Annotated in this window: 18 protein-coding genes and 2 pseudogenes; 9 read left to right on the forward strand and 11 right to left on the reverse strand. The window is 46.6% G+C overall.

From position 1 onward, the window contains the following. Window positions 1-129 precede the first annotated feature (129 nt). Window positions 130-8,712 (forward strand): glycoside hydrolase family 94 protein, encoded by an 8,583-nt coding sequence (locus OGX84_RS16260; protein WP_275055247.1) that lies wholly within the window; start codon window positions 130-132, stop codon window positions 8,710-8,712. A 19-nt stretch (window positions 8,713-8,731) separates the two neighbouring features. Here OGX84_RS16260 and OGX84_RS16265 read toward each other — a convergent pair whose 3' ends face one another. Further along, window positions 8,732-8,965 (reverse strand): YnaE/YdfK family cold shock protein, encoded by a 234-nt coding sequence (locus OGX84_RS16265; RefSeq protein WP_004132711.1) that lies wholly within the window; start codon window positions 8,963-8,965, stop codon window positions 8,732-8,734. Window positions 8,966-9,118: 153 nt separating this feature from the next. Here OGX84_RS16265 and OGX84_RS22775 point away from each other — a divergent pair, with 153 nt between their 5' ends. Then, window positions 9,119-9,295 (forward strand): YnfU family zinc-binding protein, encoded by a 177-nt coding sequence (locus OGX84_RS22775; protein ID WP_353622264.1) that lies wholly within the window; start codon window positions 9,119-9,121, stop codon window positions 9,293-9,295. Here the strand turns inward: OGX84_RS22775 and OGX84_RS16270 are convergent. Next, window positions 9,261-9,644, reverse strand: coding sequence for a hypothetical protein (locus OGX84_RS16270; protein WP_275055246.1), 384 nt, complete (start codon window positions 9,642-9,644; stop codon window positions 9,261-9,263). The genes OGX84_RS22775 and OGX84_RS16270 overlap by 35 nt on opposite strands. Before the next feature lie 210 nt (window positions 9,645-9,854). Here OGX84_RS16270 and lpxP point away from each other — a divergent pair, with 210 nt between their 5' ends. Continuing rightward, complete coding sequence (gene lpxP / locus OGX84_RS16275; protein WP_248622763.1) at window positions 9,855-10,763, forward strand: kdo(2)-lipid IV(A) palmitoleoyltransferase; 909 nt, start codon at window positions 9,855-9,857, stop codon at window positions 10,761-10,763. A 254-nt stretch (window positions 10,764-11,017) separates the two neighbouring features. On the opposite strand, the pseudogene OGX84_RS16280 reads toward lpxP, so the two are convergent. Further along, a pseudogene (locus OGX84_RS16280) lies at window positions 11,018-11,230 on the reverse strand (alpha/beta hydrolase); the annotation flags it as partial. On the opposite strand from OGX84_RS16280, the gene OGX84_RS16285 reads away from it, so the two are divergent. Continuing rightward, the gene (locus tag OGX84_RS16285; protein ID WP_275055245.1) at window positions 11,223-11,540 is read left to right on the forward strand and encodes a DUF2326 domain-containing protein; all 318 of its coding nucleotides are present in this window, start codon (window positions 11,223-11,225) and stop codon (window positions 11,538-11,540) included. The pseudogene OGX84_RS16280 and the gene OGX84_RS16285 sit on opposite strands and share 8 nt — an antisense overlap. A gap of 175 nt (window positions 11,541-11,715) precedes the next feature. On the opposite strand, the gene OGX84_RS16290 is transcribed toward OGX84_RS16285, so the two are convergent. Both OGX84_RS16290 and OGX84_RS16295 read right to left on the reverse strand, forming a co-directional pair. After that, window positions 11,716-13,341 carry a UvrD-helicase domain-containing protein gene (locus OGX84_RS16290; RefSeq protein WP_286458186.1) on the reverse strand — a complete coding sequence of 542 codons (1,626 nt, stop codon included), beginning with the start codon at window positions 13,339-13,341 and terminating at the stop codon, window positions 11,716-11,718. Window position 13,342: 1 nt separating this feature from the next. Next, window positions 13,343-15,043 (reverse strand): ATP-dependent nuclease, encoded by a 1,701-nt coding sequence (locus OGX84_RS16295; RefSeq protein WP_275055243.1) that lies wholly within the window; start codon window positions 15,041-15,043, stop codon window positions 13,343-13,345. Between the two features lie 204 nt (window positions 15,044-15,247). Here OGX84_RS16295 and arsR point away from each other — a divergent pair, with 204 nt between their 5' ends. From arsR to arsC, 5 genes and pseudogenes are all read left to right on the forward strand, one after another. After that, window positions 15,248-15,598, forward strand: a complete 351-nt coding sequence (gene arsR, locus OGX84_RS16300; protein ID WP_039272869.1) for an As(III)-sensing metalloregulatory transcriptional repressor ArsR — start codon at window positions 15,248-15,250, stop codon at window positions 15,596-15,598. 47 nt (window positions 15,599-15,645) lie between these two features. Further along, window positions 15,646-16,008 (forward strand): arsenite efflux transporter metallochaperone ArsD, encoded by a 363-nt coding sequence (gene arsD, locus OGX84_RS16305; RefSeq protein WP_121265158.1) that lies wholly within the window; start codon window positions 15,646-15,648, stop codon window positions 16,006-16,008. Between the two features lie 86 nt (window positions 16,009-16,094). Beyond that, a pseudogene (locus tag OGX84_RS16310) lies at window positions 16,095-16,394 on the forward strand (ArsA-related P-loop ATPase); the annotation flags it as partial. Between the two features lie 46 nt (window positions 16,395-16,440). Next, window positions 16,441-17,730: an arsenite efflux transporter membrane subunit ArsB gene (arsB, locus tag OGX84_RS16315; protein WP_275055242.1), complete on the forward strand. Its 1,290-nt coding sequence runs from the start codon at window positions 16,441-16,443 to the stop codon at window positions 17,728-17,730. A 12-nt stretch (window positions 17,731-17,742) separates the two neighbouring features. Further along, complete coding sequence (gene arsC, locus OGX84_RS16320; protein ID WP_121265162.1) at window positions 17,743-18,168, forward strand: glutaredoxin-dependent arsenate reductase; 426 nt, start codon at window positions 17,743-17,745, stop codon at window positions 18,166-18,168. A 189-nt stretch (window positions 18,169-18,357) separates the two neighbouring features. On the opposite strand, the gene OGX84_RS16325 is transcribed toward arsC, so the two are convergent. The 6 genes from OGX84_RS16325 to OGX84_RS16350 form a co-directional block, all read right to left on the reverse strand. Then, entirely contained in the window at window positions 18,358-20,880 is a 2,523-nt protein-coding gene (locus OGX84_RS16325; protein WP_275055241.1) for a YeeR family protein, read from the reverse strand. A 36-nt stretch (window positions 20,881-20,916) separates the two neighbouring features. Continuing rightward, window positions 20,917-22,362: a hypothetical protein gene (locus tag OGX84_RS16330; protein WP_121265166.1), complete on the reverse strand. Its 1,446-nt coding sequence runs from the start codon at window positions 22,360-22,362 to the stop codon at window positions 20,917-20,919. Next, the gene (locus OGX84_RS16335; RefSeq protein ID WP_047738096.1) at window positions 22,362-23,207 is read right to left on the reverse strand and encodes a hypothetical protein; all 846 of its coding nucleotides are present in this window, start codon (window positions 23,205-23,207) and stop codon (window positions 22,362-22,364) included. The genes OGX84_RS16330 and OGX84_RS16335 overlap by 1 nt, the downstream gene beginning before the upstream one ends. A gap of 34 nt (window positions 23,208-23,241) precedes the next feature. Continuing rightward, on the reverse strand, window positions 23,242-24,120 hold the full coding sequence (locus tag OGX84_RS16340) for a helix-turn-helix transcriptional regulator (RefSeq protein WP_286458194.1): 879 nt from the start codon (window positions 24,118-24,120) through the stop codon (window positions 23,242-23,244). 304 nt (window positions 24,121-24,424) lie between these two features. Then, window positions 24,425-25,036, reverse strand: coding sequence for an inovirus Gp2 family protein (locus OGX84_RS16345; RefSeq protein ID WP_121265172.1), 612 nt, complete (start codon window positions 25,034-25,036; stop codon window positions 24,425-24,427). 382 nt (window positions 25,037-25,418) lie between these two features. Next, window positions 25,419-25,625, reverse strand: coding sequence for a helix-turn-helix transcriptional regulator (locus OGX84_RS16350; RefSeq protein WP_121265174.1), 207 nt, complete (start codon window positions 25,623-25,625; stop codon window positions 25,419-25,421). Window positions 25,626-25,755 lie beyond the last annotated feature (130 nt).

Consider the following 25,755-nt stretch of genomic DNA (forward strand, 5'->3'; position numbering starts at 1 on the left):
CATGTCCTATACTTATGTTAGATTCCGGCAGTTGTTAAATCCCTGATGCCTGACGCCCATCCTGAGAGAACGTTTCTGAACTGATTTCGCAACTGCTCCTGCGCGTTAACGTCGCATCAGAGCAATGCTATGAAAATGAACCCAAGAGCGTGGTTTAACCGCACCCGTATTCCGATGAATGCTGCCGAAAACGTAACGTTTTCGGCGAACGATCCTGCGAGTGAAAGCACACCGCGGTCAGAACTCTTTTCGACCGTCCAGATGGAGCGCTACGGTCAGAAGCTGGCGCAGACTCATAAAGTATCGCCGGATAAACATCCTTATTATCTTCTGAAACGGCTTGGCGACAATGAGGACGTCATCACCCAAAACTGCTATGAGCTTAACGCGGGTAAAAAGACCAGTATCATGCCCGCCGGTGAATGGTTGCTGGACAATTATTATCTTATTGAGGAACAAATCCGTACCGTCCGCCAGCACTTGCCGAAAAGTTTTGGAAAAGGTCTCCCGTCGCTGGTATCGCCACTGAATTGCCCACGAATTTATCATATCGCATCAGAGGCAGTTGCTCACGGTGATGGCCGCTGGGATGCCGCGAGCCTGACCAGCTATCTCACTGCCTATCAACAGGTGACACCGCTGACGCTAGGTGAAGTCTGGGCACTACCGGGAATGCTGCGCCTGGCGCTGATTGAAAATCTTCGTCGTATCAGCATGGAAGTGATAAATGCGCAGCAGGACAGAAACCTTGCCGATACGTGGATAACCAGGATTTTCGAATGTGCAAAGAGTGCACCTGGTAATTTAATCATGGTGGTTGCTGATATGGCGCGCTCTCGCCCCCCGTTAACCAGCGCGTTTGTCGCAGAGCTGATGCGGCGCCTGCAGGGGCATGGCAACGCGCTGTCGTTACCTCTGACCTGGGTTGATCAGTGCCTTCGGGAACAGGGGCTCACCACCGACGTTCTCATACATAGTTTCAATCAACAGCTTGCCGCCAGCCAGCTGTCTGTCAGTAACAGCATCGCGGGTCTCCGATTAGTGAGTGAAACGGACTGGGCTGATCTCGCCGAAACGATAAGCGTCGTTGAACAGGCATTACGCAATGATCCTGCCGGGATCTATCCCCGGATGCACTTCAATACCCGAGATCATTACCGCCACGTTGTAGAGATCCTGGCCAGAGACAGTGGTCTCAGCGAGCATGAGGTTGCTGACAGGGTGCTGGCGCTTTCAGAGGAAAAAGCACCCAATACACCGGAACATCATGTTGGTTATTATCTCGCGGGCGAAGGTCGACAGGCGCTGGAAATTCATCTCCTGGCAGACACTTCAGGACTCATACGCTTGCGGCACAGTTTCAACAGAATAACCCTGCTGTCATGGCTTGGCAGCCTGGCATTGTTGACAACCGCAGCGACCGCGGCAATATTGCACGAAACTGCCATGCAGGGCGCAGACTGGCTGTTAATCGCGGTGATATTGCCTCTGGTTATCGCTTTAACTCAGTTAATGAGTGATTTACTCAGTGACGCAACCACCCGTTTTCGCGTTCCTCGCCCCTTGCCGGGGATGGATTTTTCAACCGGAATTCCCGCTGACAGTGCCACCATGGTCGTCATCCCCTGCATGCTGACCAGCCACGAAAGTTTCAGCCAGCTCCTCTCCAGTCTTGAAGTCTGCTGGCTTGGGAATGAAAACGAAAATCTCAGGTTCGCGCTGCTCACTGATTTTGCTGATTCTGAAAATGAACCCTCGCCGGAAAGTCACGCGCTGCTCAGACAGGCGATCGCCGATACGCAGGCGCTGAATCGGCGCTACCCCTCCGGTCCACCACGTTTTTATCTGTTACACCGCCAGCCTGAATGGAACCCCGAGGAAGGAATGTGGATGGGCTATGAACGCAAGCGGGGAAAACTGGCGTTACTGAACAGCTGGTTGCGCCATCCGGGGACGCAATTCGTCAGCGTTGCAGACATGCCTGCTCACATTTTACCGGGTCACATTAAATACGTTATTACCCTGGACAGTGATACGGTGCTGCCGCGCGATACGGCTCACAAACTGGTCGCGGCGATGGCCCATCCGTTGAATACGCCAGAGTATGATCCGGTACGCCAGAGGGTGGTCAAAGGATTTGGTATTTTACAACCCGGTCTTGCGGAGGAGATACCACGCAACGGTCAGGGGCGTTACGCAGGCCTGCGAAGCAGCATACCCGGCAATAACCCTTATTCGATGATGTCTTCGGATATCTATCAGGATCTCTTTGGGGAAGGATCGTTCGTGGGCAAAGGGATTTACGATGTTGACATTTTTATGCAGGCCACTGCCAACACCTGCCCGGAAAATCTGGTTCTTAGCCATGACCTACTCGAAGGGTGCTATGCGCGCTCGGGTCTGCTGAGTGAGGTGTTACTCTACGAACAGTACCCTAATAATTATCTGTCGGATGTTGCGCGGCGTTCACGCTGGATCCGGGGCGACTGGCAACTGCTTAACTGGCTGAAACCACGTGTCCGAAAAGCCGATGGAGCCCGGGCCAGGAATCCGCTGACTGCGCTTTCTTACTGGAAATTACTTGATAATCTGCGTCGCAGTCTGGTCGCTCCCTCTTTACTTGTATTGCTGTTCTTCACCCTGCTTGGGGTACCCAATCCGGTTTACTGGCTGGGCATCTTATCACTGATTTGGCTGTTGCCAGCCATCCTATGCATCACCCATGACCTTCTCCATAAACCTCTGCGCCGCCGCCTGAAGCCGCATCTGTTACTGGTGGGGTCGGGCGCGCTGAAGCGTCTGTCTGGAATCGGTCTTAATGTTGCGATACTGCCGCACGAAGCCGGATATTCACTGAAAGCGATCGCCGTGACGCTATGGCGATTGGGGATAAGCAGGCGTCACCTCAGCCAGTGGGTCAGCCACAGCCAGGACAGCAATCAGGCCAGACCCACTGTTGCACGTTTTTATCAGGCGATGTGGCTGAATGTTGTCGGTGGCGTGGCGCTGATAATACTGACCGGACAATTTGCCCCCCAGCTACTGTGGATTGCGTTGCCGATCGGTTTGTTATGGTGCGTGGCACCGCTGCTGATGAGCTGGTTGAGTCGCCAGCCCGTGCGTAAGGTTTTTTCGCCAAATCAGAAACAAAAACAGCTGTTACGCCAGACAAGCCGTGAAATCTGGGCTTTTTTTGAAACCTTTGCCACAGCAAAAGAGAACTGGCTTCCGCCTGATAATTATCAGGAAATACCACAACCGACGGTGGCACATCGAACTTCCCCTACCAATATTGGTCTTTCGCTTATGGCTAACCTGACGGCATGGGACTTTGGCTACCTGCCTGGCGGAGAGGTGCTCCGGCGCGTGTCGCTCACGCTCGACACGCTGGATAAAATGGAGCACTACCGGGGCCATCTCTACAACTGGTATGACACCCGTACGCTGGTCCCCCTCAGTCCACGCTATATCTCCAGCGTCGACAGCGGCAATATGGCCGGGCATTTGTTGACGCTGCGTGCAGGGCTGTCCGCCATGCGTCATCAGCCTGTTTTAAACAGCCAACAGATACTGGCAGGACTGAACGATACGCTGGATATTCTGGAAAAACAGTGGGGTCAGAACCCACCTGACAACCTGAGACTGCTGCGCAAACACTGCCTGAGCGCGGTGTCACTCTCTCCACAGGCATTTTTCAGTGAACTGAAAAACATGAGCATCCAGTGCAACCATCTGTCCACGTTATGTCATCAGGGGGCGCCCCTTCAGATTCGCTGGGCAGGACATCTGGAGAATCAACTGGTTCAGTTCTGCAATGAGTGGTCGTTATTGCTTGGCTGGTTACCTGTATCGTGGGACGAACAGACGCTGCCGACGCTGAGCGAGCTTGCCCGTCAGACATCAACCGGTACAGGAACATCACAGGCGTCAGCGACGGAGCAGGCCCGAATGCGACTCAATATTATCACCGAGCTAGAACAGCGGCTGGATGAGCATGCGAGAATGGATTTCGCCTTTCTGTACAGTGAAGCAACCAGTCTGCTCAGTATCGGTTATAACTGTGACACGAATACGCCTGACAAGAGCCACTACGATCTCCTGCCGTCTGAAATCCGCCTGACCAGTTTTCTTGCCATTGCGACTAATCAGTTACCTCTTAAAAGCTGGTATGCGCTGGGGCGATTGTTTACCACGATTGATAATGAAACTGCCCTGATGTCATGGAGTGGGTCCATGTTTGAATATCTGATGCCGAATCTGGTGATGCCCACCTGGCCCGGCAGCCTGCTCGATGAAATGAGTCAGTCGGCGGTTATGCGCCAGATTCTCTGGGGGAAAGAACGCGGGGTACCATGGGGTGTTTCAGAGTCTGGCTATCATGCTTTTGATGTTCAGCATAATTATCAGTATCAGGCATTTGGCGTACCGGGTCTTGGTCTGCGCAGGGGGCTTGCCGATGACATGGTTGTTGCTCCTTACGCCACACTGCTGGCGCTGATGGTTTCCCCACAGAGAGCCTGTGAGAACCTGTTCAGGCTGCAAAAAAATGGTGCATGCGGCGAATACGGTTTTTATGAAGCGCTGGACTATACCCCCTCACGTCTTGCAACCGGCCAGCTTTATGCGGTCGTACAGTCCTGGATGGCGCATCACCAGGGTATGGCATTTCAGGCGCTGGCTCATGTGCTGCTTGACGCCCCCATGACTGAACGCTTTATGTCCAGTACGGTATTCAGGTCAGCGAGTCTCCTGTTACAGGAGCGCGTGCCGGATGCGGTCGATCTGTACAGTCCGCGCCGTCACTTTGAATCTCATGAGGGCAGGGTCAAACCCGTTCGCTATGAACCCCGTATTTTCTATAGCGTGGATACACCAGCTCCTGATATTCAACTCCTGTCCAACGGCCATTATCATCTGATGTTGACCGCGGGCGGCGGTGGTTACAGTCGCTGGAATGATATTGCACTCACACGCTGGCGCAGTGATACCACCCGTGATAACTGGGGAGCATTCTGCTACATCCGTGATACACAGACGGGGGATGTATGGAGCAATACCTGGCAACCGACAGGCAACTTCAGCGGACAAGACGAGGAAGTTTTCTTCACCGATGCGGGGGCTGAATTCCGACGCACCTTCGGAGAACTTAGCGTCAAAACTCAGGTGGTGATCTCCCCGGAGGATGATGTTGAGTTGCGACGGCTCACACTGATCCATCGTGGTCGCCAGCCCCGCTCTCTGGAACTGACAACCTATGCTGAAGTGGTAATGGCACCTGATGCCAGCGATCTGGCTCACCCTGCATTCAGCAATCTGTTTATTCAGACTGAGCTGGATCCTGAGCGTGGCGCCATTCTTTGCCACCGGCGCCCGCGCTCTCCGGATGAAGCGAGCCCCTGCCTGTTTCACATGATGGTGGTGCATGGCGATAACCGACATAACGTCTCGTTTGAAACGGACAGGGCAAAATTTCTTGGTCGTGGCAGAAACCCTGCTGATGCCCTGGCAATAGAGACGGGAGGGACGCTCAGCAACACGTCGGGGTCAGTGCTGGATCCGATACTGGCAATACGTCACTCCATCACTCTACAACCGGGGCATCCGGTCACGATTGATATCATTTATGGTATCAGCGAGACCCGCCAGCAGAGCCTGGCGCTGCTGGAAAAATATCGCGATTACCCTATTGCCGATCGCGTCTTTGAACTGGCCTGGTCTCACAGTCTGGTGGTATTACGCCAGATGAATGCCAGTGAAGATGATGCAACTTTGTTTAATCGTCTCGCCAGCGCTGTGCTTTACCCTGCCCAGGAGCTTCGCGCCGAAGGTCTGGTGATCAGCCGCAACCGGCGTGGTCAGTCCGGTCTGTGGGGCTGGGCAATTTCAGGCGATCTGCCGATAGTGCTGCTCAGTATAACCAGCGAAGAAAGTATTGCCTCAGTGACAACACTGATTCAGGCACACCGTTACTGGAGACAGAAAGGGCTGGATGTTGATTTGGTTATCCTGAATAACAGCCCCGGCGGCTACCAGCAGGGATTACAAAATCAGATTATGGAGTTAATTTATGCCGGGTCTGAAGCCAGTCTGCTGGATAAAAAGGGCGGGCTTTTTGTCCGCAACGGTGAGCATCTCTCCGCTGAGGATAAGTTGCTTTTGATGAGCGTGGCCTGTCTTTATCTTGATGACCGCGCTGGGGGTATTAATGAGCAGCTTAATCAGCGTATTCATACCCTGAAATCGCCGGCTAGGGCATTCATTCCGCGTGCTGTGCGCGAACGTAATCAACATACGGACTGGAGCCCTGATATCAGTCAGCTATGCCATTTCAATGGGTACGGTGGATTTTCTCAGGATGGGCGGGAGTATCAGATCGTCCTTCGGGAAAATGCGCTTACACCGGCTCCCTGGTCGAACATACTGGCAAATTCCCGTTTTGGCAGCGTGATCTCAGAGGCAGGACAGGCCTACTCTTGGTATGAGAATGCACATGAATACCGGTTGACGCCGTGGGAGAACGATCCGGTGAGCGATCGCAGCGGCGAGGCATTTTACCTGCGCGATGAAGAGAGCGGGGAGTGCTGGTCGCCAACGGCTTTACCTATTCGCGGACACGGTGATTACCTGACCCGCCATGGTTTTGGCTACAGCGTTTTTGCCCATCGAGAGAGTGGTATCGACAGCGAGTTGACGGTCCTGGTTGCCGAAGAGGATCCGGTTAAACTGGTGCTCCTGACGCTCAGTAACTCTTCGGGACGGACACGTCAACTTTCCGTCACAGGCTATGTAGAGTGGACGCTCGGAGAAACACGAACTCGCTCAGCTCCTCACATTGTGACACATGTGGCCAGAACGCCCGGCGGCTGCGGGGTACTTGCGAACAACTTTTATGGTGATAATGGTGGCGGCCGAACTGCATTTTTTGCCGTCAGCGGTAATGACTGTTCTCTGACAGGGGACCGCCGGGAGTTTATTGGCCGTAATGGTTCCCTTCACGCCCCGTCGGCCATGAAACTGCAAAAGCTTTCTGGTAAGACGGGGGCCGGTCTGGATCCCTGCGGAGCGGTGCAATCGGCGGTGACATTAATTGACGGGGACCAGAGGACATTTATTTTTATCCTCGGCGCAGAGGAGAATGATGTTTATGCTCAGGAGACGCTGGCCCGTTACATGAACGAGGATACGGTCCGCCAGGAGCTGAACCGGATTCATAATCACTGGCACAATGTGCTCGATAAAATCGTAGTTAACACCCCCGACACGTCCATAAATTTACTGGTTAATGGCTGGCTGTTGTATCAGACGGTAGCCTGTCGTCTTATGGCCCGTAGTGGCTACTATCAGTCTGGCGGTGCATTTGGTTTTCGCGATCAGCTGCAGGACTCACTGGCACTGAGCCATGCCGATCCGAACCGGATGCGTGAACAGATAATACTCTGTGCCTCCCGGCAGTTTATCGAGGGGGATGTGCAGCACTGGTGGCACCCGCCACACGGCAACGGTGTCCGTACCCGTTGTTCCGATGACTACCTGTGGCTGCCGCTTGCCGTTTGCCACTATGTTGAAACGACGGGGGATATGGATGCTCTGGGAATATGCATTCCTTATCTGGAGGGACGCCCGCTTCAGCCTGGTGAAGAGTCTGTCTATGACACGCCGGTCATCAGCGGCACCGAAGAGACTCTCTGGTTACACTGTGTCAAAGCTATTCGACATGGGCTGCGGTTCGGGGAGCATGACCTGCCGCTGATGGGGGCTGGTGACTGGAATGATGGGATGAACCGGGTGGGTATCGAAGGCAAAGGCGAAAGCGTCTGGCTGGGCTTCTTCCTGTACGATATTTTGCAACGGTTTGCTGCGCTGGCGGAGCGCAGGCTGGATGAAAGTGTCGCCTCGATGTGCCGTTCACAGGCTCTGCGCCTGCAAAGCAATCTCGAAGCCCACGCCTGGGATGGTGAATGGTACCGGCGTGGATATTTTGACGATGGTACTCCCCTGGGGTCGAAAGCCTCACAGGACTGCCGGATTGATGCGATTGCGCAAAGCTGGTCTGTATTGTCCGGGGTCGCGAGCGCGGGGCGGTGTGCAAAGGCCATGCGGGCGCTGGATAAGCATCTTGTGGATAACGAAGGGGGACTGATTAAACTGTTAACGCCTCCTTTCGATGGACACGGTCCAAATCCAGGTTACATACAGGGGTACCTGCCCGGTGTGCGGGAAAACGGAGGGCAGTATACTCATGGCGCCATCTGGGCCGTGATGGCATTTGCCCGGATGGGGAATGCCGAACGTGCCTGGCAACTCTGGTCAATGCTCAACCCTATAAATCATACTCTGAATGCGGACTCTGTCGGGATTTATAAAGCTGAGCCTTATGTCATGAGTGCTGATGTCTACAGCGTCGCTCCCCATACCGGACGCGCAGGATGGAGCTGGTATACCGGTTCTGCTGGCTGGGCCTGGCGTTTGCTTACCGAGGAATTACTGGGGATAAAACGCACCGGCGCTGACTTTACTGTTCATGCCCGGTTACCGGATGAGTGGCCGTCTTTTTCTATGGCCTATCAGTATGCCGAAAGCCATTATCAGATTAGTGTCTCACGCGGCGATGCAGAATATCGCGTGACACTGGATGGTGTTCTCCTCTCTGATGACAGAATACCGCTGAAGAATGATGGACAAAACCATACGGTTGAGATCATTCAGAAATAACACTTATCCCAGAGGCGCATTAACGTCTGCCGTTAATGCGCTGATTATCCCTGAGAACATCAATCGCAGTCTGCATGGCGATTTTGTCATCCCGCCTTTTTTGTTTGTCCTGCATGACCTGAAGGTATTCCAGCAAGGTGCGGGTATTAATCGGTCGGCCCTGTTTGCCCACAGCCAGCACGGCTTCGCCAAGAATAATTTTCACTGGCGGTAGTTGTGCCGGATACCAGTCAAGGGTGTCTTCTGATTTCATCATAAATTTCTCACGGAAGGGTAGTGTATCATAAATCAGACGTTCAGTTTTCAATATCTGATATCCTGATTCAGACACAACTTAACATAACTTATGCCAGTTATTTTTATATCAAAGCGTATAATAATTACTGTATTCCTCAGAGAATTATTTATGTCTTATACTAAAGGGCTCAGGTATTTTAAAGGAAGACCGGTTCATGTTGCCTGCCCGGTATGCGCACACAGAGCTGATCAGAAAGCAGGTAAACTAAGAAAAGATGCGGTTCTTGAGTGCCCTGCCTGCGGACTGTTGTTCAGACCTTCAGAATGCTGGTGTATCGGCGGCTGATCAGCTTCTGCCACTTAACGTAAGTGATGTCGGGAAATGACAACATTTCTCCTGTGCTGCGGTTGTCGAGGGTATGATGATGAAATTTAAAAAATCTGTTTTTATTGAAGGGCATATCCTGTCGAACAGCTGTCACGGGCAGGCCGGTCAACCTTTCTGTATTCACCGGGTCAGGTTTAGTAATGGTAAATATGCGATTATCCGGGTGGCATCCGGGATATGTTTCAAACCTGGCGAAATTATTCAACGAAACGATTGCGAGTGGTTTTATAAACTTACCAAAATTCGCCTTCTTTCTTTTGAGTACCTTGATGATGATGAATCCAGAAGACAATTTCTTGAGTATCAATGATAAATCCATGAATTTATAACAGAATAACTTTACTGGCTTACAATTCATTCATGACTCTTTAAATCCTTTACCAGTCATTGCAAAATTATTTGTTTTATTCTGAATTTAGATAAATTTAAATTGTCTAAAATAAAATGTATCGCTAAAGACGAATTGCCTCATTGTTTTCCTTTTGCGTTATAACCTTCATTAGCATTAAGGAAATTTATGGCACAGACTTTTACTCATAATTTACTTTATCCCCGCTACTGGCTTACCTGGTCTGGTTTGGGTCTGCTGTGGCTTCTCGTTCAACTTCCTTACCCGGTTTTACACATTCTGGGCTCCGGCCTTGGAAAAATATCCAGACCCTTTCTGAAACGCCGGGAAGGAATTGCGATTAGAAATATCGAACTCTGCTTTCCCGAGATGACACCGTTTGCCCGGAGCCAGATGGTCAATAAAAACTTTGTTTCTCTCGGGCTGGGACTGATGGAAACAGGAATGGCCTGGTTCTGGAGCGATGCGAGAGTCAAAAAATGGTTTGATGTCGAAGGGCTTGAAAACCTGACCGGTGCGACCAGAGGAGTAATAGTTGTCGGGATTCATTTTATGTCCCTTGAATTGTGTGGAAGAGTAATGGGTTTATGCCATCCTATGATGGCAACGTATCGCCCACACAATAATCCACTAATGGAATGGGTACAGACAAAAGGGCGTATGCGTTCAAATAAGGCTATGATTAATCGACGTAATTTATCTGGTTTTGTTCATGCGCTAAAAGCTGGTGAAGCCGTTTGGTTTGCACCAGACCAGGATTATGGGTCTAAGGGAAGCGTTTTTGCACCTTTTTTCTCGGTAAAAAAAGCAGCCACGACGAACGGAACGTATGCTCTGTCAAAACTCGCTGGTGCACACTTGATCACACTTAGCATGATCCGACGTAGCGATAAAAAAGGTTATCACATGTATATCAGCAATCCGTTGTCAGGCTATCCAGGGGAAGACAAGGTCGCCGCAGCGGCTTATATGAACAAGATCATCGAGCGTGAAATTCTCCGAGCCCCTGAGCAATACCTGTGGATGCATCGCAGGTTCAAAACGCGTCCTGAAGGCGAAGTCTCTTTATACAAATGAATCACTCTACTTGTCATGAGCCAGAATCTGTCTTTCTTGCCACTGCGTATTTGTAAAAAATGGATAGGGAATTATTCGATCGGCTTCATGTTAACGATGGCGTAACTGACAGCCAAGGCTAATCAATGGAACCTGTTAGGATTTGAAGGTCCTCTTTTCGCTCAAAGCAGACCGTCACGTTCCCATTTTATTTTTTTGATAAAACTGATGTTTGTATTGAGCCTTCATTAATGAAGGCTCAATATTGGCTCTTCCTACTGCAGATCTTTTTCCTTCAAAAATTGACTAACCAAATCAGCAATCTGCACATTATTTAAATCAGAGAACGGGAAGTGGGTATTCCCTTTGATTCCCACTTCAGGCAGATGCGTCACCGTCACATCCCCGCCATGCTTGTTCACCACGTCACGCCACTCACGAGCCATCGCCAGACGTACGCGCCAGCTGTCCTGCGCGGGCATGGCTACCCCACATGTAGATGATGTGGAGTCAAATAACGAAGGTGGGTTAAAGAGACTTGAGGTTGTTACTTTCGATCTAGCATATATCAAGACCGTTTGTGATATAAAAGCTTTGAGACCTAACTTTGTACTACACGATTCTATTGATGAAATCGATATTCAACACGTTCGCAAAATTTTTGATGAGTCGATTAAATTGTCAGGGCAACATATTGTATCTATGCTGTCTGATAAATTAATAACAGAAGATTACCAGAAATATACTCGTTATATTATTCTTGAATTATCTCAAGATAATAAATTTTTTAAGCTTTAATTCTGCAGGCTGCTAACTTAGCAGCCGTTCTTCTGGAATGTTGCTCCTTATAAAAGCAATTGCGAAAATTAATAATCGGCATGTTGGTGTTCATATTTTTACACTTAGTGTGTTGAGTGTTAAAATTAAAGGAGGTTTTTTTGAATTATCCCTCCTATGTAAATGATTACAAAGTTCAACTATACAGATTATTTAACTGAGGTAATTTGAAGAAATATGATTCATCTGTGTTTTTAAAGTCCCCAGATGCATTTTCTCTGAGAGATGAGTTAATAAGGATGCAACAATTCTCAGCTCTGGTTATACCAACGTAGTGGAGGTTAAGTTCTTGTTGAAGCGTCGGGTATCGAGGTGTGTATCTGTCTTCGCTGTTATATTCTCTAAATGGGAAAGACCATTCATCTAAATCTAGGTGAAATACTAATTTGAATTCCAGTCCTTTAGATTTATGAAGGGTCATTACTTGTATCTCATTATCATCTAATGGTTTGAATTGTTTGACTAAAATATCGTCTGAGATTGTTCTTATTACAGCCCCATCAGTATGTTCTGTTGAATTTATCCCTAAAATATATGCAATATCATGAAACTTATGTATTAAATCTTCATTTTTTAATTCATTTCTAATTGTTTTTATTTTTTTTCTTAGTAAGAGCAGAGTGTTATCATCTACTATAACCCCATCAAAAACTTTGTTAATAAACTCTTGTGCTGTACTTATAGAGCCGTACTTGTATGCTAACAGATCTTTGTATAGATCTGAGCAATCAGTACCAATTTTATCTAGAGGTGTGTCAACATAAAGCCTGAAGTTTAAGTTTAATCCAGAGCAGAATAATGTTAGTGATTTTTCTTTTCTTGCTAAAATGGCTATTTGATTTGCTTTTTCTAACTTCCATTCGCCACTACTCAGCCATCCTGAAATCCAAGAGGAAATCGTAACAGCAGCATCTTTAAGATTTCCATTAAGTCGTCTCCTAAATACTCTTATCTCATCCGCAGGTAGTAAAACATAGGATGGTTCAAGCAATCTTGAAGCATAATTGCTTATTGATGGGTGGCATCTATGGTTGAAATTTATCTCAAAATGCTTAAAGCATTCTGTATTACTTACCAATTCTAAAAGAAGCTCCGAATTCCCTCCTCTAAATTCATAGATTGATTGCCAAACATCACCAACAGCAATGGAGCATAAGCCAAGTTCGTTTATTTTTAGAAATAGCTCATGCTGAGATAAAGACGAATCTTGATACTCATCTATGAATATATGGCTATATCTTGCTTTGATATACCGCTTCGCAGCAGATGATTCATTAATTATTTTTAATGCTAAGGCCGAGAATGACCCCATCCAAAGTATTCCCTCATCGTATAGTTTTTTATACCCAGGGTCCTCATTGATATTAATAACTGATGGTGTGCCAGCAAAATTGCTTTCTATGAAATGGTTATATGGAGATTCCAATTTCTTTAAGACTTTGCATTCTGTTGGTGTTCCTCCCCATACCCTTGAAAGAAATGGAATAATTATTTCCTTTAAGCAAAAACTATCAATAGTACCAAAGAAACTATGTTTTACATTGTGTCCTTCAGCCTTGCATCTACGTTCCAGTTCTGAACTTGCTTTTTTTGTGAATGTAATTGCAATGACCCCTTTATGCTCTGGAAGACAGTCGGTAATATTTCTGATTTTTTCTTTTATAACCGTAGTCTTACCGCTTCCCGGACATGCTGTTATTACCATGCTTCCAGTGTAGTCAATGGCTAATGCTTGCTGAGGTGTTGGTGAGAAAGTACTCATTTCATTCACCTCTAATTATTTTTACAAGATGGTTTAACGGTTTAATTAATTCACCGGCATTAAGCTTGTGAAGGTCTGTTTTTATATCTTTAAGAAGTTCTCGCATTCTTAATGCTTTTTTCTTTTGTAAGTACTCTATCGCACCTTGGTCATTTTTCTTACCTAAAGCGTTTAAAATTGGTGCGCTTAATTCTCCTACCAGATCAGTTTCTAAATCAACTTTGGATAAATATACCCCGCATTTATTTATTTCTTCAGAAACTGTTTGCCAATCACCGCTGGTCAGAGTATCTATAGGTACTATTTGTATGTCGCTATGTTCAAACTTTTCCAAACCGGCTATATCTAAACATCGGTTTATACCTGAATATTGCCACTTGTCTTGATCTTTAAGTTTAGATATATCGTTATCCGTTCGCATTACCCATGGGATCTCTAAAGCATCTAGTATAGCTACGTAAATTTTAAATGATATTCCGTCCACTGAAACCAGTGAAATATTTAAATAATCAAGATCAATGTTTAAATTTTCGGCTAAAGAATGGTAGAATAAAACTTCTGATGGTCCTTCGATTAAGAAAACTCCATTTGAAAAAAACGATTCTGCTGGCAATATACTCATCCGATAGCTCATTCCTTCCCAGCCATCTGAAATATCTTTAGAACACCCTTCACTTGCGGCTACTGTGTGTCCAGCACGGTCAAGCAACCTTATTACTGAGCCTGGTTCAAAGTTTACAGCTATTTGTGGTGAGTGGGATGAAATGATCGTTTGACCTGGAAGTTCTGATATCAAATAATCAGCCAGTTTTCTTTGTTGGTGAGGATGTAGGTGTGCTTCAGGTTCTTCGATAACATAGAAGATAACCTCGTTCTCGATATCATGTTCCTTAATACTTTTCGCTTTCCATAAAGCTAATAATATTTGATTGTTTCGCCCGTCTCCTCCAAGCATAACATTAGAACCATTTGTATTAGCTCCAAGTTGTAGGTTGTCAATAAAGTCATTTATTCCAATTGCCCCAGTATCTAGTTGCACAGAATACTCTGAGTAATGATGCGCAAGTTTTTTTAGCTCATCGTTGACATCTTTTGTAGCTCTTTCTACATATATAAGTTGAGATATTTTATCATTAATAGACTGTAAATCTATACTTATCTCTCCTAACAAATCGTCATCTTCTTCTCTTTCTTCAGAGTTCAATGATTGCTGTGCGATTTTTAATAGTTGTCTTTTTTCTTTACGAATAAACCTCTCTAAATCTCGTTGTGATTGAATATATTTTAAATTAACGAATTTAAGATAATAGCGAGAGTTGATTTCTTGTAAAGACTCTAAAGACTCACCAATAAAAAGTTTATAGCTGAGATCGGATTTTTGTGCAATGTACTTAATGAACGATTCACCTGAGTCACTGACATTCCCTTTCAAAATTGAAAGTACTGCATCTTCATTGATATCTTTAAAATGAATAATAATTTCAAATTCTTCACATGATTTTCCGTTTTCTAAATGAAAGTCAAGTTCATTTGGTTCAATTTCTGAATCTGATATACTTTTATCTAATAGCATTCTTAGCGAATGCAACATATTACTTTTGCCAACATCATTGGCACCGATGACCAGAGTATTTGAGTTAAAATTGATGTGTGCATCTTTAAAGTTTCTAAAACCCTTGAGTTTCAGAGATGATATTTCCAACTTAAAATCCCTCTTTAAAGTAAAAATCTATTTCATGATGAGGTATCACGTAAACTATGCAACCGAATTTTGCTCATTTTTTGCGGAAGATCTATTAGTTGATTTGGTTAAACGAAGGGACTACCATGATGTTAAATATATGATTTACCATATGTAATGCATCTATTCTTTAAGCAACACAATTTCAAGGCTTCGTTAAATTCGATGAAAATCATAGCATTACAACTCTTCAAAAACCTCTCCGATGAAACCCGTTTGGGCATCGTGTTGCTGCTCAGAGAGATGGGAGAGCTGTGCGTGTGCGACCTTTGCACTGCGCTAGAACAGTCACAGCCCAAGATCTCCCGCCACCTTGCAATGCTTCGGGAGAGTGGCCTATTGCTGGATCGCAAGCAGGGAAAATGGGTTCATTACCGCTTATCTCCGCATATTCCTTCCTGGGCTGCCCAGGTGATTGAGCAGGCCTGGCTAAGCCAACAGGACGACGTACAGGCCATCGCCCGTAAGCTGGCATCAGCCAACTGCTCTGGCAGCGGTAAGGCTGTTTGTATCTAAAAAATTTGCCTATACATATATGTTTTTACGAATGTGAGGTGTTAAAGATGAAAACGTTAACGGTGTTTGATCCGGCGCTGTGCTGCAGTACCGGCGTTTGTGGTTCAGATGTCGATCAGCTTCTGGTCGATTTTTCTGCTGATGTTCAATGGCTGAAAGGGCGTGGGGTCCAGATCGAACGTTACAACCTGGCGCAGCAGCCTATGAGCTTCGTTCAGAATGAGAAAGCGAAAGCTTTCCTTGAAGCTTCTGGAGCTGAAGGGCTTCCGCTGCTGTTACTGGATGGTGAAACAGTGATGGCCGGGCGATACCCGAAACGCGCTGAACTGGCTCGCTGGTTTGGTATACCGCTGGAAAAGGTGGGTTTAGCTCCCGCCAGTTGCTGTGGTGGTAAAACTTCCTGTTGTTGAGTATGTCAGGAGGACATATGAAATTCTTACAGAATATCCCGTCTTACCTGTTTTTCACCGGTAAGGGAGGTGTAGGAAAAACTTCGATTCAGGACCCGGAACGTACCAAAGTCCTGCTGGTCACTCTGCCTGAAACCACACCTGTACTGGAAGCTGCAAACCTGCAGTCCGATCTTGAGCGCGCGGGGATTCATCCCTGGGGCTGGATTATCAATAACAGCCTTTCTGTTGCACAGACTCATTCACCACTGCTTTGTCTGCGTGCTCAACAAGAACTTCCTCAGATCGAGGCTGTGAAGAACTAGCATGCAAGCCGCATAGCGTTAGTACCCGTACTGGCATCAGAGCCCACTGGCATCGAGAAACTCAGAGAGCTGGCAGTTTAATTTTTTGTATACACAGGGCGTCAGAGCCGTCCTGTCTGGAGGATTTATGTTACTGGCAGGCGCTATTTTTGTCCTGACCATTGTTTTGGTTATCTGGCAACCGAAGGGATTAGGGATCGGCTGGAGCGCAATGCTGGGCGCGGGACTGGCTCTGATATCTGGCGTTGTGCATGTGGGCGATATTCCGGTGGTGTGGAATATCGTCTGGAACGCGACGGCGACCTTTATTGCCGTAATTATTATCAGCCTGCTGCTCGATGAGTCCGGTTTTTTCGAATGGGCAGCACTGCACGTTTCCCGCTGGGGTAACGGTCGTGGACGTTTGCTCTTTACGTATATCGTTCTGCTCGGTGCGGCGGTGGCGGCACTGTTTGCCAACGATGGTGCGGCACTTATTCTGACGCCGATAGTCATCGCCATGCTGCTGGCATTAGGGTTCAGCAAAGGCACCACGCTGGCATTCGTCATGGCTGCCGGTTTTATTGCCGATACGGCTAGCCTGCCGCTTATCGTGTCGAACCTGGTGAATATAGTCTCGGCGGACTTCTTTGGACTGGGCTTCACTGAGTATGCGTCGGTAATGGTGCCAGTGGATATTGCCGCTATTATCGCCACACTGGTGATGCTACATCTGTTCTTCCGCAAAGATATTCCACCGACTTACGACCTGGCTCTCCTGAAAGCACCGGCAAAGGCGATTAAAGATCTGGCAACCTTCAGAACCGGCTGGATAGTTTTAATTCTTCTGCTGGTTGGGTTTTTTGTCCTTGAGCCGCTCGGTATTCCCGTTAGCGCGATTGCGGCTGTTGGAGCTGTGATCCTGTTTGCAGTAGCTAAACGAGGCCATGCCATTAACACTGGCAAAGTGCTGCGCGGTGCGCCATGGCAGATTGTCATCTTCTCATTGGGGATGTACCTGGTGGTCTACGGTCTGCGCAATGCCGGGCTAACCGAATACCTTTCTGGTGTGCTGAATGTACTGGCGGATAAAGGACTCTGGGCCGCGACGCTCGGTACTGGCTTCCTGACGGCTTTCCTGTCTTCCATCATGAACAACATGCCTACCGTGCTGGTTGGAGCTCTCTCTATTGATGGCAGCACCGCAACAGGCGTTATCAAAGAAGCGATGATTTATGCCAATGTGATTGGCTGCGATCTGGGACCAAAATTAACACCTATTGGTAGCCTGGCAACGCTGCTCTGGCTGCATGTCCTTTCACAGAAGAATATGACCATCACCTGGGGATACTATTTCCGCACCGGGATCGTCATGACTCTTCCTGTGTTGTTTGTAACACTGGCAGCGCTGGCGCTACGTCTCTCTTTCACGTTGTAATGAGATACTGATATGAGCAACATCACCATTTATCACAACCCAGCCTGCGGCATGTCTCGTAATACGCTGGAGATGATCCGCAACAGCGGTACTGAACCGAACGTTATTCTTTACCTTGAAAATCCACCTTCACGCGATGAGGTGCTCAAACTCATTGCAGATATGGGGATAACGGTACGGGCACTATTGCGTAAAAATGTTGAACCTTATGAAGAACTGGGGCTTGCGGAAGATAAGTTTACTGACGATCAGTTAATCGATTTTATGCTTCAGTATCCGATCCTGATTAACCGCCCGATTGTGGTGACACCATTGGGAACACGTCTGTGCCGTCCTTCCGAAGTGGTACTGGATATTCTTCCGGATGCGCAAAAAGGCGCATTTGCTAAGGAAGACGGTGAGAAAGTTGTTGATGATGCAGGTAAACGACTGAAATAAAGATGAAGGGGGCAAATGCCCCCTTATTTGTTAATTCTCCAAACTCTTCCGCAAGTCTGTTCGAACCAGTTCATTATGATGATTACCATTGTTTTTTTGGATTTTACAATAGTATCATGGGGTTAATGGTATTTAAGTTTGCTTCGTCTGAAGCACCATATCACGATGGTAATGAATTTATACCTTTCATTATGCAACAGCAGATAATGAAACCGATGTATCAAGCTGATCGACCAATTCGCAGATTTGCGATTGTTCATAGCTCAGGACCGGTCGTTGCTTAACCACACTTACTACAAGTGGTTTAATCAGCATATTGGCCGTTGCTCGGTCTTGCTCTTTTGCGGCGAAGATAACCTCCAGGGTTTTTTGGTCAATTACTGTTGCCAGATTCGCGTTCAGGTTTTCAAGTTCGTGTTCTGTAAGCATGAAACTTGTTGCAAGCCATGTAACCTGTTCCTGGATGAGAGCCAGCACTTTTACTCGGTCGTCTTCAACCAGTGCACCCGCTATTTTTTTGGAAATAGCTGTGGCAATCATACCGCCTAACAAGCCACCAGCTGCGCGTCCTGCTAAAGCACCGAAAGGACCTAATGGACTAAGCATCATTCCGCCAGCAATAGAACCAATTGCACCCCCAGCCACACCAGATGAAGTAACTGCCAGATTTTTTATAAACTGTGCCCCAGAAATACGACCTCGCACCATTTTGATCATATCCGGACCAGTGGTCACGGCGACCAGTGCGAAAGAGGTAACCAGTGTGCCACGCATCATCTTGTTAAGGGAGTTGAGATTGTTAGCTCCGACTCCCTGTTGAAGCGCATTACGAACTGTCGGGCTGGCAGCGGCAAAATCAATATTTTTAAGTAACCCCTGAACGGCACTGATACGGTGTAATTGCTGTACCGTCACATAAACTGTCAGTGTGCGGGTAAATGTTTTACCTGCCTGTATTGCTGCCGTTTGCAACGCAGCCTTACGATCGCCGGTATTGAGGTAGAAAATAGAAGCTGTCAGACCGAAGCTGATACCTCCAGCTGCGAGGCTGATGATAGATCCTTCCGCAATGTCGTAAGTGATAGATTCGAACGTGCCAAACTTAGTAATGTTTTGTGCCTGGCTATAAGTCAGGTGTCCCTGACGTACAAGTTTTGTGGCTTCTGCAGGATCGGTAACGCCGGGGACTTTGCCATCGCGAATTTTGTTCTCCATCGTTTCAAGCGCTTTCGAATACTGGTCTTTCGGAACCTCTAACTGCATTGGGGTTCCGTTACTGTCATAATAGCGATAATTACCGTTTTGTCCGTCAAAACCAGCACCGACGCTACGTGCAGCGGTTGCACAGTATTTGGTCTGAATCTCTGAACCGTTAACCAGCCTGTCTGCACCATTTTTCGCATTATCATCACCGAGAATATGTGCATCTTTTAGTTGGATTTTGTCAGTAAGATGATTTCCCCGTTCGGCTGCAAAACCATGTCCTTGTCCTCCCACTGCAAACATTTTTTCGTTAGTATTCCAGGCCTCCGGGAGTGTCATGAGAATCAGACCGTTTGTTGCTGCACTGGAAATAAATTCAGCCTGTGGTCGCTTGTGAATTTCAATGCAGAGTTTTTCCGTTTCCCGGCAAATATCAGAGCAATACCATTCCTGGCTCCCACCACCGCCCTGGTGTTTTGCGTTTTTAATCTCGCTCAAACCGCATGAAGTGCAGGTACAAAGCTCGTCGACATAGTGAAACGAGACAAATTTTCGACCATCCGAAAAAGAATAATAGTTCCCACCATCAAGATAACGGTTCAGGAGATCATCATTCGCAGCAGAGGGTAAATTCAGCCTATTACCAAAAAGGCTTCTTAGCTCATCTGATGAGTGTACTATTTTACTGTTTAACTGCTCATTAAATTCAGCCATCTTTCTTTCATACCAGGCATCATTTAAAAGCCAGTTTTCACCAGCCAGATCCTGCTCTCGAGTATCGCCCTGAAAAATATGCTGTGAGACCAACTTGAGATAGATAGTCTCTACGAATTCTGCTGAGAGGTTACTTCCTTCTTTTAGTTCCGTCAGCCAAAGTTTGTTATTGATCGCTTTTTGCTCATTTAACCCTGTATTGATGGCATTAGTTAACTTCTTGAGTTCCTGAATTTGGTTTGCCGCATAGAACTGTGTCAGTAAGGCTGCTATCCAGTATAGCAATCCTGTCCACCACATCAGTGAAGATGAGATATTATATTGCCAGGCTATAAACGGTGTAGCCGCAGAGCAGGCCATCAAAAAGTAAGACGCATAAAAACAGCAATAATACTCTTTAAGTTTGGCATTGATATCGGCTGGTATAAGCCCGTTTTGTAGAATAGCCTTGGTTTGTACAGGTACTGCAAGCAGGCCACTGGCAAATGCAGCGGTTAAAATAAACTTCATTGAATCAAATGAATAAGCTTCGTAGGCAATATGTTTACCATCAAGTCCCCACATAAAGCTAATCACCATTCCTGCTATGGCAAGAGGTACACCCAGCAGCCAACGTGAGTGAAGCGCATAGGTTACGCGCTCTACAATATAGCCCGCCAATAAAGGTGGGCCTGCAACAATCAATGCACCCAATCCTAATATCACACCTAGAATATTGAGAGATGCCTTAAACAACGCTTTTATAATAACAAAACCGATTACCAGTAAAATTAACGCACCAATTATCTGTAGCATTGTGGTTTTATCCTTGCTGTAATTTTTATTCGAGTGCTACGCCATCATAAATGTGTCAAGATCATCCGCATTTTTGATTATCTTCACCTCTTCAACACCGTGGGCCTGGGCAAGCGTGATGCTTGCTTCCAGCAACCGGCGATTGTTTTCCACGCTAAATGCAGCTGCGGTAAGCTCACCCAGCGCCGCGAACTCGTTCAAAATTCGGTTGAGTGCTTTCTGCTCAATCTCACTTAAGCGACATGTAAATTGCTCCATTTTTTTCGCCAGCAATTGGCGTGCTTTACTGTCCAGATTTTTAGCTACGGTAACCATAAACTTCCCTGAGATAGAACCAACCAATGCCCCCAAAACAGGCACAGGGATGATTGCCTGACCTGCGACAGACATTGCGCCAACGATGGCCGATTCCGCGCAGATGATAAGGCCAAGATCGGTAAATTCATCAGCATTAATCTCACCGCGCTGATAGGAGAGAGCAAGATTGCTTACACCTTTAGCGGCAGTGACCAGCGCGCTGGCGAACGGTGCTCCCAGAGAGGCATAATTGGTCAGGGTATAAATTGCTCCGGCGGATACACCGCCAATAGCGGCACCTTTCAATGTATCTAAGCCGACATCCTGCCAGTCCTGTCTGTTGAAATCTCCACGAAATATATTTTTACCATCACGGTATTTGCTATATATACCTGTTACAAGAGCAAAGGTTCCACCGAAAGCGGCTCCCATTGCGGTTGCACGCATGCCTTCACTTAGGGAGGGTTGGTGATTGTCAATAATTTCTGCTTTTTTTGCCTCGTTCTGTTCCGCTAATTCCTGATCATGTTTATCAAGCGTTTCGTCAATTTTTCCCCACTGAACATCTTTGTAATCAGAAACTCCAGGACGCACGACATCATTAAAGGATCTTCCCGTTGTACTTTCAATTTCTGCAACTTTATCCCTGATAGCCTGTATTGTTTTTTCGCTCAAGCCCTCCACCGGCTTCCCATCAATAACATTCTGAATCGTTTGCCAGGAGTCTTTGGGGATATGGTAAAAGGATTCTCCCTGGGTAAAATTGGGATAGGTTTCCATGTGCTGAAGGACATGGTTCAGGTTATTATTAACTCCGTTGATAAACTTTGACTGCACGTCAACGCCATCTATCATATAATCCGCCGGAGCGGTTCGACCCACTCCGTCAAACGTGGCGCTAAGATCAGAGGCATCCTGAACCCTTTCTTCTATTGCCTGGCGAGCATTGCGCACGCCAACTTCTACCTGCTCAGCAATTTCACCGTGTTTGGTGCTCATTGAGCCCAGGATGTTACCCGGTGACGCGATGAAATCACGCACCTTTTGCATTTGTTCGCCAGCCAACTCAAATGCACGCTCCTGCTGCGATAGTTTTAACAGTTCACTATCAATGCGGGTCTGATTAATGGCGTTAACCGCGCTGCCGATAAGCTGGTCGCCAACTGTATTATGGTTAATGCTCATTACTGGATTTTCTTGTTGATCAGTTTTGATAATGCATTGATATGGTTAATCAATGCCCCTAATTGATCTTTCTGATGGGTATTAAACTGGCAATAGTCTTGAGGCGCAGCCTTTTCCAGCACATCAATAATGCTTTCAGTACCATGATAGTGCTCGGATGTGAGCATCTTGAGTTCTTGCGCACCACGTTCCATCACGCGAAGTTCGCTGGTTTTTGCGCGAACCTGGCGCTCTTCCTGTTGTGCCTCATCAATGATTTTACCGTTTTTGCGACGGGCTAGTAGGGTTCCGCCAGCGATGCCTACAGCACCAATCCCCCAGCCTATTGGACCCGCCAGAGCCAGTAGTGCGCTTCCTGCTGACATGCCACCGCCACCCGCAGCCAGTGCGCCGCCGCCGAGCCATGCCAGGGCTGCATTTGTTGCGGCAGCTCCGCTTAACGTAGCAATAGCGGTACCCGTGGATGCTGTACCAAAAGTTGTTGCGACCGCCAGCGCAGCCGTAGGGGCAAATGCGGCGACCCCCGCCCCAACGGCAACCCCCGCAGCAGCCGTTCCTTTACCAATATGTGATGCGCGGTATTCTTCTTCCAGTTTTTCCACCACGTTATCAAATTCAGCGATTTCCGCTTTCAATTCGCTCCAGGATTTATCAAACTCTTTCGGTGTATTCGCCAGTCGATTAACAAAATTTTCACCACGGGCAATCAGGTCCTTACTGCATTTCTGGCGTAACAGAAAGAGGGCAGTGATCTCATCCTGGGTGTCTTTAGCCTGTACTTCATAACGGTTAGTTGCACTTTTGAGACTGGCTAATGCTTCTTTTCTTTCTGAACCACGTAACATTTTTTACTCCTGCTGTATGTTGTCAAAAATAATTTCACTGCAATGGGTTTTTCATTTCTATTATCTGCTGGTTGAGCTTCTGATAAAAACGTTGTTGTAGGCTAATCGGGGAAATAATAGTGAGGTTTGGTAACCAATAACGTAATAATGGAAATAGCTGGTTTTCGTGTGCCATTTTGGTTTGCACGATCAAGTCGCCATTAGGTTCCTGACGAATTAACTTTTGGACAGGCAGAACATTTCGACGTTTAAAAAAATGGCTTACGTCGGCTGAAATTTTAAGGAGTACAATCTGCTTATCCAAAGAAAACCAGACATCATCTTCTTCAGCAAAGTATTGTGTGATATGGGGTTGTGGTGTGAAGTGCTCTGATTTAAATTTCAGCCAATGAATTTTGGTGAGCTGGAATCCTTTAACCTTTTCATTCTCTACCGCACCGAGATACCAGACGCTCTTTATGTTAATAAGCTTATAAGGCGCGACGGTCCGATGTTTCCCTTTATAATGAAATTCACAAAGGCTATTTTCACGAATCGCTTTATCGAACACACTATAGTTATTCTCAAGTACGCGTTTCGCTTCTGGATCTCCGGGCAGCGATCTGATGATCAGTGAAGTCATGTCAGGCTGGGAGAAGATTTTTTTTACAGGGAATAACTCTGCCATCCCCAGGGCATTGATGAGATTTTGTTGTTCTTTTAGAGCCTGAGGTTTAGCGTAAGCGGGAGCCAGCCTGTAAATACCATCACCATCGGGGACGATTCTGTCGCCCAGACGATTAAGATCACGATACAAAGTACGCTCACTGATGTTGAATTCGTCCATCATCTTCTTACGTGATACAAAACCGTACTGGTAAAGTTCTGCAATAATAGCGGTTATTCTTTGTACCATTACCTCATGCCCGCTCATGCGCGTTCTCCTTGTAATTTTTCCTTGAGATTACCAGTCGCTACTGACAGGGCATGTCAGTAGCGACTGGGGGATCATGTTTTCATATCGGCAAATTTCTCACATAACTTAAGGAGATTAAGTCGAAAAGTCAGTTAATGGCTTTTGCGGTCAATAACATAATCAGTCTCCTGCAGACAGTCGCGAGCAGCCACTCAGAGGTGAAAGAACAACTGACGTGTCAAGGCTTCAAAAGCGGAGTATGCTGAGATTCAGTCGATTAGAGCCAGGCTTAAAAATTTTTGTAGAGCTAGTTTGTTTTGCCTCAGGACTGGCTGCAGCCAAATGAGCGTTCATTCCGGCTGTATGACTTGGTGCGCTCCTTCGCAAAATAACTCAGCCTGAAAGTGAGTTTATCGTAAACCGTTTTGTAGTCTAAATCGTTGACGTCCAGGTAATACAATGGGTTGTCCGGGATATGTACCAGCGTTCGATATCCGGGGGGAGGGCTCAACTGTAAAGCACTCAGCCAGGCTGCCTGTATCAGGCTGGCTAATCCAGTTCCATTTTCACTGTACGCCCCTAACCCGTTGAAAGTATCTTTATTCACAAAGAGTACCATGTGGTAATGAGACTTCTTGTTTACTTCTCCAACCTCCCGGACCCAGGCGTAACGTAAATGACATGGGTAGCATCGAACACCCTGCTTTTGTTTGCTTCGATATCGTGCTTCAATCTTTGCATTTAGTGATTCTATAAATCGAGAGATAAGACCAGCCTTACATTCATCATGGTTATCAGGAAGTCGTAGGTCTACACGAACAGCCATTGTTCGTGGATATTGTGCTGTAGCGTTATTAATTACGCTAAGCATCCGTTGCAGATACATTGTATTGAATGGGGAATGACGTTGATCAAGATAAATATCGTTAAGCATCATAAATTCCTGTTGTCTGTATAGTATCTAGGGTGATTTCTTACCTTGGGTTGACGAGGTAATTAAATGGTGATTTATGGTTTTGATTTGAATGTTTGTTAGTTTGATTTGTGGGGTTGTGTATATGTGCAGAGTGTATTGACTGTTGTCTTTTATATACTTGCAATGGATGAGTGTGTTGATGGTTGGATGCGTTGTATATTGTTGTATATATTACCAATCCGGGGCGTTAATTTTAATGTGTGTCATGCAAGATGTGGTTTTATTAGCTGGTGGTCATTTATTTTTACTCCGAAGTTAACATGTGGGTTATATAATGATGTTTATGATGTAAATATGCAGTCCGATATTTAAATTGTTGGGGTGTGGGCGTAATTTCATTTCAGATTCGCGATGCTTTAACTCGTTCTCTTAACCAATTTTCAACTTCACTCTGTAACCAGCGAGAACTTCTCCCTAGCTTAATAGGTTTTGGAAATTCACCATCTTTAATTAATTTATAAAACCACTTATCAGTTAATCCAGTTAGGGTGGTGATAAATAACATGTCAACTAATTTGTCTTCAGTTAATAGTGTTTCAGTTGTCATATTAGATTCTCCGGTTGTTATTAGTGTGGTAGAGCTCAATTTGGAATTGAGTTTGCGTTCTGGCATAACAACCGGTTGTTATGTAAAAATTATAATGAGCCTTTTAAGTGATTCTGGAAATTGAAATATC

This window comes from Citrobacter sp. CK202, assembly GCF_030333225.1.
GTDB classification, from domain to species: domain Bacteria; phylum Pseudomonadota; class Gammaproteobacteria; order Enterobacterales; family Enterobacteriaceae; genus Citrobacter_B; species Citrobacter_B koseri.